The sequence below is a fragment of the Synechococcus sp. CC9616 genome, from assembly GCF_000515235.1.
Classification (GTDB): Bacteria; Cyanobacteriota; Cyanobacteriia; order PCC-6307; family Cyanobiaceae; genus Parasynechococcus.
In genome coordinates, this window is sequence record NZ_KI911558.1 from 2,438,606 (window position 1) to 2,449,795 (window position 11,190).

Here is an 11,190-nt window from a genome sequence, read left to right on the forward strand (position 1 = left end):
ATAGTCGTCACATGATTTCAAATTTCGTTAGATTAGTTGTGTCCCGTCCAAGGCAGAAAACCCTCTCAATTGCTTTGAGGGGGTTTTTCTTATCGATTTCATTCCTGGGATTTTATTCCAGGGTGAACTGTCTTGAAATCTGTATCTGAGGTGACGTGTAAAGGTTCGCTTTTATGCCACTATTACAATGATCGCAGTACTGTTGTGATTACCAAAGAGCAGGCGATGACTCTGGCTGGAAAACAAATGTTGGAATGCTTTGTTGAGCATATAGAATCAAATTCTTATGAACGTAAAAGATGGTTAGCCCGTGTGAGAGAGGCAGGCTTTGATCAAACCTTGTCTGAGTTTCGGCAAACCTTTGAATGCTGTTCGCAGATCTTTCATCGTCGGAGGTTGATGGGTGGCAATGAGGCGGACTAGCCCAGTATTTATATGTATCAAATATAACTTTTTCGCTATCAGAAGATCATCGCAAAAAGATCATATTTTCAACCAGAATAGATAAGAGTTACAAGCCTCTTTATCATGGATCAAGATCTCCGAGATAGGGGGAGAGAAAATTATTAGGTAACAGGTTTACTATGGCTTTCACAATTTTCTTTGCAACGTCCACAGGAAAAACTGAGGATGTTGCCGATCGTTTAAAAGAGCTTCTTCCGGGTGTAGAAGCAAAAGATGTCGACAATATCGGCTCTGCAGATGAGCTTGCGGCAGCCGAGGGACTGATCTGCTGCATTCCAACATGGAACACCGGAGCTGATGAAGCTCGTTCCGGTACAGCTTGGGATGATTATGTTCAGGAGATTCCCAATTTGGACTTTGCTGGAAAGCCAGTAGCAATCGTCGGATTGGGTGATTCGTCTGGCTATTCAGATTATTTCTGCGACGCTATGGAAGAGCTCTACACGGCTTTTTTGCAGTCAGGTGCCAAGTTGATCGGTAAAGTTTCAACAGAAAGTTATGACTTTGACGAGTCAAAGAGTGTTATCGACGGCAAATTCTGTGGGCTCGCTATTGATGAAGATAACCAGTCTGAACTGACGGATGAACGTTTGAAAGCTTGGGTCCAGCAAATCAATTCTGAGGCTTGATCGGAGATTTGAAAAGCGCCATATAAATGGCGCTTTTTTACTTGTGAACCCAGTCAACACGGATATCCTTCCGTTGATTTAGAAATTTATCAATGGCCATTGCAGCGATACAGCCGTCTGAGCAAGCAACAATGGCTTGCTTATAGGGTGTATTCCGAATGTCACCGATCGCCCAAACACCCTGAGTATCTGTTCCCATACTTTCACTGACCTTGATTCCTCCTTCTGAATTAACATTGACTTGACCATGTAGGAAATCGGTGATTGGAAGTGTCCCAGTGGCGTAGACAAATACTCCGGTCACTTTTAAGTCCACGGGATTGCTTTCAGACGATGGCTTGAGTTCTATTTTCTCAACTCCTTCAGTACTGCCGTGAATGGAGAGCAGTCTTGTTCTTTCCCAATGTTTGATGTTGGGTGAAGCTAATAATTTTTCGGCTCCGATGATTGATTTTTTGGGCTTCGTGTTGGTTATCCAGTGCACAGTTGAGGCGAATTTAGTGAGAACAAGAGCCTCGTCCACTGCTTCTTGATTTGATCCATAGACACCTACATCTTCCCCTTTGTAGAAGGCAGCGTCACATGTTGCGCAATAGCTCACTCCACGACCGAGAAATTCAGATTCACCGGGAAGTGTGGAGGTGCGCCCCATTGCTCCAGTTGCGAGAACCAATGTTCTGCTTCGATATTCTCCTTCGGGTGTATAAACAATTTTGATATCACTTGAAAGATCAACCCCATAAACCTGAGTTTGAACGTATTCACTACCATAAGAAATGGCCTGTTCTCTCATCGCCTTTAGCAGATCAGAACCTGATATTTCTTGGCTAAATCCAGGATAGTTTGCAATTTTGTGTGTAATTGCTAGTGCACCAACATTTTGATTTTTATCCAAAATGCAAGTCTTTAAAGATGATCTTGAGGTATAAAGAGCGCAACTGCATCCAGCTGGACCGCCGCCAATGATGACAACGTCGTAAATTGATGATTCGGACATTATGAATTATTGGCTTGAGTTGAAAGGAGATTTCTTGAAGTCCACCCGAGAGATGATGTCGTTGGGATCATGTCTAGAAAAGCGTTGATTCTCTGAACAGTAATCTCTGGATGGTGGAAGTGAAAAAAGTGCCTGCTTTTAGGCACTGAAACATAGCAATCACCCGGTTTAAGCTTAGTACTCCAACGCTCTTCTGCGTTGCGGTCAACGACGAAATCATTATCGCCATTCATAACTAATGTTGGCACAGAATTCATGGTTAATGAACGATTTAATTCATGGGACACCAAGGAACTCGTAATAAAATTAGTATCAAGGCATTTTGCCATTATTCTGGCTAACGCTGAGTAAACTTTTGGCTCCTTGCTCTCAAAAAGTAGAGAGGTTAAATGCTCTAAAAGTCGAGATCGAGAGCAAGGTAATTGGCTTCTCATTGTGTGGTAATGAGATGACCATTGATTGGCTGTGTTTGTATCAACTGAAAGCAGAGTTAATGATTGAATGAGTTCTGGATATTGGCTTTCGAATAGGGATGCAACAATGCCACTGAAGCCATGTGCAACCAGATGAGGACGCTGCCTTGTATCGACAATGGTTTCGCGTAATAGATCGTGAACGATCGAGATAGTGCAGGCTTCATCCGGATCATGTTGGAAAGACCAACGCCGAACAGTTCTTTTTTCTGATAAAAGTCGGCTCAGTCTGCAGTTGAAACAATACAAGCTTGGTTGGAGATCAAGCCATAGAATCTCAGGTACAACCATATGGAAAAGATTTTCATTATTCTCAGCGAGGGAGGTATCGATACGGCTCTTATTGAGACATGGGTAGGCATTAAATGCTACACGTATGCGTCTGCTTGCTTGACGATTCCAGTGGTAAAAGCTTAATGATTTTGGCGTCAACCATGCGATGGATGGTTTGAATTAATCGCATTTCAGAATCATCAGCAGCCGCTCTTAAAGCTTCAAGCCGTTGAAGAGCAAGGACTGACATTGCTCTAAACGTTACAGCATTGAGATAAATTGACACGATGTCTGAAATGTTTCTCTCCGCACTGGCTTGAACCATCCTTTTCTAATTGATTTTGGGATTTACTCTTGCACTTCGGCCGCAGGCAATGCGTACAAAATGTTGCCTGCTTGTGTTCAGTCGCTTGCTGCCCGGTGTGTTTTTTCTGAGTGCTCTATGTAGAGACACATTTATAATGATAAAAAGCATATAGTGGTATGGAATTTTTATCAGATCAAGGTCAATATATTTCCGGAGAAACGTCTACTTGGGATCGCTGGTTTCAGGAACTGGACAAGCTTCATCTTGTAACGATCCATCATTCTAGGCTTCACTCAGCGACAATAGATCTTAATCGCCCTGTTGCTAGCAAGCAGGCTTATCGGCAAGATCGCATCTGACTTTGATCGTTGCGATTTATTCGGAACTACCGTGATTAAGGTATTGGTTTCTAATAAAAAAGCCCCCCTTTGAGGGGGGCAACAAGGAGCCTTGAATCAGTTTCGCTTAGCTGATTTTTGCTGTGTCCATTGATTCGAAGGCCTTGGAGACGCTCTTGAAATTGAAACCCATACTTCTCAGCGCATGCCAGAAATGTCCTTGTAGGAAGAAGAAGGCCAGATAAAAGTGTGTGTTAGCAAGCCATGCTCTTGCTGTATGACCACCACCAATGACGGATGCGGTATCACTGAAATAGGGTGAAAAAGCAAAATTGAGTTTGAGTGCTTCTCCATAGAATTCAACCGGATAGATGGTTGTATTCTGAGCGCACCAAATACTTGTCACAAAACCCATTAAGGCAATTCCAGCGAGTGAATAGGACAGAATTGCCTCACCTGAATAAATCAAGATCTTTTTGAAGGGTCCGAAAGGTGAACTAACAATGTGCCAGACCCCTCCGATTGTGAGAATGAATGCCAGGACGGCATGGCCACCCATGACATCTTCCAGACTATTGATTGTCAGGAAATGAGTCTGATATCCCCAGACCATGCTCAGATCAATATTCGGCTCGACCTTGCGTACAGCTCCGATCGCTGTGTCGTAAATCCCATGGCGCTTGGCCCATTCCACAAAGGCAATCACACCCAGACCGAGAAAAATGAGGTGATGGCCAAGGATGAAGGTCAGTTTTTTCGGGTCGTCCCAATCAAAGTGGAATTTACCGGCGCGTCCTTCTGCTTCGGAAAGGTCTTTCGGGGCTCTTAACGTGTGCCAGATTCCAGCTGCTCCAAGAACGGCTGAGGAGACAAGATGGAAAGCTGCGATAGCGATATAAGGTTCCGTATTTGCGATTGTGCCACCCTCTCCCAATCCCAAGCCAAGAGAGGCGAGATGTGGAAGCAGAATTAAACCTTGATCTCCCATCGGTAGGGCAAGGTCATATCTGGCGAGTTCGAACAAAGTGAATGCGCCAGCCCAAAACATGATTAGGCCTGCATGTGCTGCATGGGCTGCAATAAACGACCCAGAACGTTTGGCAACACCCGAGTTGCCGGCCCACCAGTCATAAGAGACTGACGGGTTCCCGTAGGATTGCATGAATGGTTGTGAGGGGCATTTGAAACCTAATGTTTTGCGGTATCTGTTTCTCTATCAGGTTCACACTACTTTTTACACATGACTCATAAAAAGCGGCCAATAAGATCATTTTTTACCGCATGTTGTAATTGTCTTGTTTGACCTGGTCAACTGTGTAATTTGTCACTGAGGTTTATTGCCTTTGTTTCTTTTGGCCGCACTTCAAGCTTATGGGTCAATCCGTTCCAGACAGTTTTTGTGGAGAGATTTCTGGATTCCGACAACCTGAAATGCCTCGGCCTTTACGTTGTCACCAAATCTCCTCTTCACAATTTGTTCGAATGACCAATTGCGAGGTAGCGTAAGCTACACAAAGTAAGGCATAGCCAGATTGAATTTGTTGATCATCAAGAAAGCTTTGATCCCTCTGATCTAATGTTCCTTCAATGATTTTTGCAGCGCAGGAGCTACAAGCACCAGCTCTACATGAGTAAGTCATATCAATTCCGGCATTCTCAGCTGCTTCAAGAATATATTCATCGTCTGGACATTCAAATTCACGAACACCATCAGGTGTATTTAGTTGAACATGAAAGTAAGCCATCGATTAGAACTCTCATTTTTTTAGATTAAGATGGAACCGTTCATAACTCGTGTCGGACTAGTTAAGATATCGATGTAATTGTCACGCCTGTTTGTTTCTATTTTTACACGCGTTGACTCGATCGAGTGTCCAAAATGTTTTGAATGATCTCGAGCCGTAGAACTTGGCTGATACGATTTTCAAAACAGATGATTTTATGACTCAACCAACACAACGTATTTCCAGATATCTTGGTTCTGCGCATGGTTGGAGGTCAAAGAGACTGCGGATTGCAGTTGCTCTTAGGCAGCAAGGATGGACCTATAAATCGATAGGTGAGCATTTATTTATATCGCCAAAATCAATCATGAGAGATATCAAATGCTATGTAATCAAGTCTAGGAATTGCGCAATGATCAAATTTTAAGAGCATTTCAGGTTCGTTCTTGCCTTTGGGTTGAGATTTTCATTGGCGGCTCTCACAAGATGAGCCAAATAAGATATCCTATATTGCTTTGAATAGGAATTATGCATCTCATCATTTGATGGGCTTTTTATTTGGAAAGCAATTTTTTCTATTCATGCTGCTCAAATGAACCGATTTAGTTGATGATATTTGAATCAACGATCGTCTAGTCATTTTGCCAGCGGAAAGAGCTGGCAGTTTGATTGTTTTTGGTGCCTCTGCTTATTTCGGTTGGAGGATTGTTGAATTAGCGAACTGTAAACATCGTGTTTGTGATCGTTAGAATCAACCACAAGGATACAAGTCCGACGCTTGTGAGTCCTGCTAGCCATAAAATCAATGACTTTCCTTTAGGCTTTTCATAGATTAATGCTGCAATTTTTGTTTTACTTTGATTGTATATTATGTGATCATTGATCGACATTAACATCATTCTGCTGATTAATCGTTGTTTCCAGTCGTCCGCATATCTTGGCAGTGCTTGATAGATGGGAAGAGTTCCTTCTTCCCTGCCAGGCAATATTCTTTTGATCTGATAGGGGACGCAGTCGTCCCCAAATCGGTTGATGTATTCTTCTGAATTGAGCAAGGTGTCGACAAAATATGCAAATCCGTTTGTTGCTATTTGAATTGAGTATGCCCTTAATTCGCCGTCGTTATAGGAGTAGCGCCCTAAAATGCGTCCTATGACCTGTTTCGCAAGCCGCTCGTTGTTATTGCATTGTATGTATCCGCTGTAAAACCTTTCTGAGAGCAATAATCCTCTTATAAAGTCTCTAACGGTGATGCTCTTATTGCGTAGCTGTGATTCCAGAAATAGTTCTCTATCACAGTCCATTGAGTGGAAAAAGACTTGCCTGTAGCTCTTTTCTATGATGTCTTGAATGTCATCGCCTTTGTTTGATTGATTGAATTCATCTCTTTCTATTTGGTACGATTGAACTCGAGAATTTTGAGTTGTTAGTGCGTATTCAAGTATCGGTAAAGGACTTGGCATGCACGAATTAACCGTTCAATTGAGCCTAAAGGAACCGCTAAATGATTTGAGCACTAAATGAAGCGAGCCGTTAAATGTCAGGCCTGTCTGTATTATTTGATCGTTTTTTTGCACTATTTACTACCAGTTACCGTTGGTATCACGCTCCTTTCGTAAAGATCTAATCCTGATGGCCGATTTCGATCATCAGGATTAGATCACAAAAATTGATTGGTCTCTAGTTGTTCTGCAACGTGGCAGGTTGGTGGCGCCCTTCGTCCAACTCATTGTCAATAATGAGAATTGCTGAGGGTTGGTTATCTGCAAAACGAACTCTTCCCAGCAAATGAGCGAATTCGTTTTCAGCCTGAATCTGCTTCTCAATCATTGGATCAAGAAAAACTGTGGTGCGAACATCGCTGGCACGTTCCGCCAGGGCGTAGAGCTGATGCAACGATGTGGTGATATCAGCTTCCATCAGAAAGGAGGTTTTCATGATCTCCTCTGCAGTTGCCCAGGTTTGCAGGGGGGCCTCCAGGGGATGCAGTTCCACGGTTTGACCTCTTGCGATTAAGTATTCGCCAAATTGAGCGGCATGGTCATGCTCGCTTTGGGATTCCGCTCTGAAGTAGCGGGCGAAACCTCTCAATTCCCGCTCGGCAAACCAGATGGCAGAAGCAAAATATGCGGCGTGGGCATGCCGCTCCATGTTGAGGTGCTGTTGAAAGGCGGAGAGCAGCTCGGAGTCCATGGCTTCGGCAACAGCTCTCCCAACGGGACCTGTGAGAACACTGCTGTTGCTTTTGCTGAGGCTTGAGGTTGAAGTCATGTGCATTCAGTCCTTTAAAGACATCATGCACTGACCATACAGATAAGACCACTATTTGAGGGGAAGATCGTGCGATTTTCCCCTCTTTTAATGATATGCATTCTCAATTTCGTTACTGGACGTTTATTTTTTAATGATATGCATTCTCATTCGCGTTACTTGGGGAGGTATGTCTTACTTCCAGCCATTTGCAGCCATAATCTGTATTGCTAGTTTTTGATTTTTACCGAGCGCGCTGATTGATACATTGTCAGGATTGAATTTGCCAAAAGCTTTGAGCTGAGATGCTGATCCATAGCCTCTCATAGGATATTCATAAGTTGGACCTGCCAGTTTGGCACTGCCTTTTGGGGATGCCAAAAATTCAATCAACTGAATTGCTTCTTTTTTGTTTTTTGCTGATTTTGCGACACCAGCAGCACTGATGTTGACGTGTGCTGGATTTGGCATGATCAATTTGATTGCATTGCCAAGGGTCTTATCCTTCGCTCCTGACTTTCCAGCTTGCATTCTTGCCAGGTAGTAATGATTGACGACTCCAATGCCACATTTCCCCTGGCCAACCGCACGAATTAATGAGGTATCTCCTCCGAAGAATGGCTGGCTGACGTTTGCAACCATTCCCTTGACCCATTGGGAAGCTTTGTTTTTGCCTTTCAGAACGATTTGATCAGCAACAAGTGATTGGTTATAGACATTTTTGCGCTTTCTCAGGCAGAGCTTGCCTTTGAATTTTGGATTTGCTAAGTCAGCATATGTTTTGATCGAACCTGGATCAACGATTTTTGGATTAACGATGATCGCGCGCACGCGTCGTGTTAGGCCAAACCATCGATTATTAGGATCTCGATATTGTTTTGGTACTTCCTTATTGAGAAGGCTGGACTGTATGGGCGCTAATAATCCTGCGTTAGCAGCATTATTAATTCTTGCTGCGTCAACCAGCAGGATCACGTCAGCCTGGGACTTTGCCCCTTCGCGCTTCAGCCGTTCAACAAGCGAAATTCCTGTTGCCTCAATCAACCGCACTTTGATGCCTGTCGATTGACTAAAGGCTTTGAAAACCTCCCTGTCCGTGTTGTAGTGCCTTCCTGAGTAAACTCGAACCTCTTTTGCGAAGGCTTTGGCACTTGCAAAAGGAATGCATAAAGCACCAATTGCAATTGTGCTTAAAAGAGCCTTGTTCATCGAAGACAAAATGGATAATTAAACTGTATACAAGAGGCGATTGGCGGCAGTGCCGATTGCGCTAGTTGGCTGTATCAAATGATGCTCTGCTGTCTCCTCTAGTCTGTCAGGAGACCGCGTGCGGGAATGCATTTCTTATCAACACCTTTGCTTGAACAGCATGATGTTGATGCCATTGTCGAATCGTTGAGTTTTGATTCAACGCTTTGGCGTGACGGCAGCCTGACGGCTGGTGAATTTGCGGCGGCTGTCAAAAAGAATAAACAGCTTGATCCGAAGTCGCCAGCAATGGTGTCTGGAGTGGATCTCGTCACCAAAAAGCTGATTGCGAATCCTCTGATTAAGAGTTTCTCTCTAGTTAAGAGAGTTCATTCGATTATGTTTTCTAAGTGTGAGGAAGGCGATGGCTATGGCTGGCATGTTGACAATCCTTTCTCGAAGTATGGAAGGAGAGATCTTTCTTTTACCATCTTTTTGTCTGATTTAAGTGATTATCAAGGAGGTGAGCTGTCGATTCAACTATCTCAAGAAAGTTGTGATATACGGTTGCCACCAGGACAGATTTTTCTCTATCCGAGCACGGCACTTCATTGCGTTCAAACACTGACGAGTGGTACACGTTTGGTTTGTGTTGGCTGGATCGAGAGTTATGTACCGTCCAGTGAAGATCGTCTATTGCTGTTTAATCTTGAAGCGGCAGCTCGATCTCTTTTAGCGCGTCATGGACGTTCTGATGAGCTTGATCTTATTTATCAATCTTATGTCAATGCTATTAGGCGGCTATCAGGGTAAGCATGTTACATATGTTACTAGGCAAGGGATCATCTCTACCTGCGCTCTGCTGAGTTGAGCTGATAATAGGTTTTTGCTTGATTTGATAATGGCAAAACTATCACCCGTTTCAATGTTCCTGGCGGCATCGTCTTTGATTGTGGCGGCAGGGACAGTCCAATCGGTTCAGGCGCAAAGTGATGGTGGCTTGAAAGAATGGAATACGGATCAAGGTGTCGAGGAGAAGAGCATGCCTGATGCTGATGCAGCAGCTTTGGAGAAAAAGGCTGAGCAGGAAGATGTTTGCGTGCCGATTGGTGAAGGCGAGAACTGTTGGTAAATTCAGCTCCCTTTGCTCTTAAGGCTGCTTTGATAGGCGGCCGTTTTTGATGGCAATTTATTTGTAAAAAAAAAGGGAGCACCATTGATGCTCCCCCTTTGATTGTTTCAGCTTTTGGCTGATCAGAACTTGAAGGTGGTTTTCACCAGTCCGCCGAATTTGTTCTGACCGTCGATCTGCTCCTGTCCATAGGCGTCATCCACCCAGAAAACCGCAGGTGTCACCACGATGTTGTCTGTGACTCGGAAGTCGTAGTAGGCCTCAACAGCGAAGTTTTCGTCGTCAGGCCAACCCTGTCCTTTCACTGATGTGGCATAGCTCGAGTAGGAGCCGACGCCAACCCCAAGCTTGTTGCCCTTCATGAAAGCATCTTTCCAGTTCAGGCCAACCATCCAGCCTTTGACGGCTTCAGAGTTGCCGTCGAACTGGGAATCAGCGAAACCGAAATCAATACCAGCACTGATAGAAGGAATCCAACTGCTGTCTTGTGGAGACCAGTAACCACGCAGTCCAACAGCGTTCAACGGATGACCAAGATCCTTGGCACGGGGGGTTGAGTAACCCATCGCGGCTTTGGCACCAGAGACGTTGCTGCAGCTTGTTAGACCGGCTTCATCTGTGAGGCATTCTTCTCTTTGCCCGGCGTTCTTCAGGGCATACAAGGCGGCAATGTACCACTGCCGGTTTCCATAACCGATCTGACTTAGGAAGTAGGCATCGGTGTTTTCACCAAACAAGCCCTCCTTCGAGTCACCCTTGGCGCCATCGCCTCCATCAGCAACGTAGTTGGCTGCGATGTTCAGAGCAGGTTCGCCAGGATCGACATCTTGTCTCCACTGCAAACCGAAACCCTGACCGGTGCTTGCTCCGAGAACGGCTCCATAGCCACCAAGCTTGAAGGCTTTCAGGATGGGCTTGTAACGCGTTGGCGTTTCAATCATGTAGTAGTTCTCAATCAAAGCACCAACGGTGGCTTTGAACTCAGAACCGATCGGGAAGGAATACCAGAGTTTGTCAACCTTCAGGGTGTTGTCACCACTCTTGGCGTCAGCCAGGTAGGAGTCAGTTTGTGTCCACTGGTTGCTCATGTTGCCCGCTCTCAAACGGGTATACAGACGATCTTTTCCAGTGAATGACGTGTTCAGGTTCAGTGTGAGCCTGTAAGAGAAGTTGAAGGCATCGCTATTGCAGTCTCCGCCTTCGTCATTGCACTCATCGCGATCGGCGTACTGGATCGCACCTGTGAAGAAGTCTGCTTGTCCTTTCAAGCGTGTAGTGGTGGAGAACTGGGTTGCTTCCAGTTCACCGACGCGGGCCTCAAGGCCATCGACGCGGCCACGGATGATGGCGAGTTCTCTTTCAAATTCCTTGATCAGGCGACGCAGTTCGTCGGTGACCTCAGTGATGCGGTCGA

The 11,190-nt window shown here is 44.8% G+C and carries 11 protein-coding genes; 3 read left to right on the forward strand and 8 right to left on the reverse strand.

What is annotated here, in order from left to right:
- Nucleotides 1-584 precede the first annotated feature (584 nt).
- The gene (fldA, locus tag SYN9616_RS0113610; RefSeq protein ID WP_028953585.1) at nt 585-1,094 is read left to right on the forward strand and encodes a flavodoxin FldA; all 510 of its coding nucleotides are present in this window, start codon (nt 585-587) and stop codon (nt 1,092-1,094) included.
- A 37-nt stretch (nt 1,095-1,131) separates the two neighbouring features.
- Here fldA and SYN9616_RS0113615 read toward each other — a convergent pair whose 3' ends face one another.
- From SYN9616_RS0113615 to SYN9616_RS0113635, 7 genes are all read right to left on the reverse strand, one after another.
- Nucleotides 1,132-2,091 (reverse strand): NAD(P)/FAD-dependent oxidoreductase, encoded by a 960-nt coding sequence (locus SYN9616_RS0113615; RefSeq protein WP_028953586.1) that lies wholly within the window; start codon nt 2,089-2,091, stop codon nt 1,132-1,134.
- Entirely contained in the window at nt 2,091-2,996 is a 906-nt protein-coding gene (locus SYN9616_RS17480; protein ID WP_156918834.1) for an alpha/beta fold hydrolase, read from the reverse strand. Before SYN9616_RS17480 ends, SYN9616_RS0113615 begins: the two co-directional genes overlap by 1 nt.
- A gap of 613 nt (nt 2,997-3,609) precedes the next feature.
- Nucleotides 3,610-4,644: a chlorophyll a/b binding light-harvesting protein gene (locus tag SYN9616_RS0113620; RefSeq protein ID WP_028953587.1), complete on the reverse strand. Its 1,035-nt coding sequence runs from the start codon at nt 4,642-4,644 to the stop codon at nt 3,610-3,612.
- Between the two features lie 289 nt (nt 4,645-4,933).
- Nucleotides 4,934-5,227 (reverse strand): 2Fe-2S iron-sulfur cluster-binding protein, encoded by a 294-nt coding sequence (locus SYN9616_RS16710; RefSeq protein WP_071991483.1) that lies wholly within the window; start codon nt 5,225-5,227, stop codon nt 4,934-4,936.
- A gap of 692 nt (nt 5,228-5,919) precedes the next feature.
- Nucleotides 5,920-6,669, reverse strand: a complete 750-nt coding sequence (locus tag SYN9616_RS0113625) for a phycobilisome rod-core linker polypeptide (protein ID WP_028953588.1) — start codon at nt 6,667-6,669, stop codon at nt 5,920-5,922.
- Nucleotides 6,670-6,886: 217 nt separating this feature from the next.
- Nucleotides 6,887-7,399 (reverse strand): ferritin, encoded by a 513-nt coding sequence (locus SYN9616_RS0113630; protein WP_232200762.1) that lies wholly within the window; start codon nt 7,397-7,399, stop codon nt 6,887-6,889.
- 252 nt (nt 7,400-7,651) lie between these two features.
- Nucleotides 7,652-8,665 (reverse strand): extracellular solute-binding protein, encoded by a 1,014-nt coding sequence (locus SYN9616_RS0113635; RefSeq protein ID WP_028953590.1) that lies wholly within the window; start codon nt 8,663-8,665, stop codon nt 7,652-7,654.
- A gap of 126 nt (nt 8,666-8,791) precedes the next feature.
- Here SYN9616_RS0113635 and SYN9616_RS16715 point away from each other — a divergent pair, with 126 nt between their 5' ends.
- Complete coding sequence (locus SYN9616_RS16715; protein WP_071991484.1) at nt 8,792-9,457, forward strand: Fe2+-dependent dioxygenase; 666 nt, start codon at nt 8,792-8,794, stop codon at nt 9,455-9,457.
- A gap of 88 nt (nt 9,458-9,545) precedes the next feature.
- Nucleotides 9,546-9,776: a hypothetical protein gene (locus tag SYN9616_RS0113640; RefSeq protein ID WP_028953591.1), complete on the forward strand. Its 231-nt coding sequence runs from the start codon at nt 9,546-9,548 to the stop codon at nt 9,774-9,776.
- Nucleotides 9,777-9,898: 122 nt separating this feature from the next.
- On the opposite strand, the gene SYN9616_RS15905 is transcribed toward SYN9616_RS0113640, so the two are convergent.
- A partial coding sequence (locus SYN9616_RS15905) for an iron uptake porin (RefSeq protein WP_037991078.1) occupies nt 9,899-11,190 on the reverse strand: 1,292 nt, incomplete at its 5' end.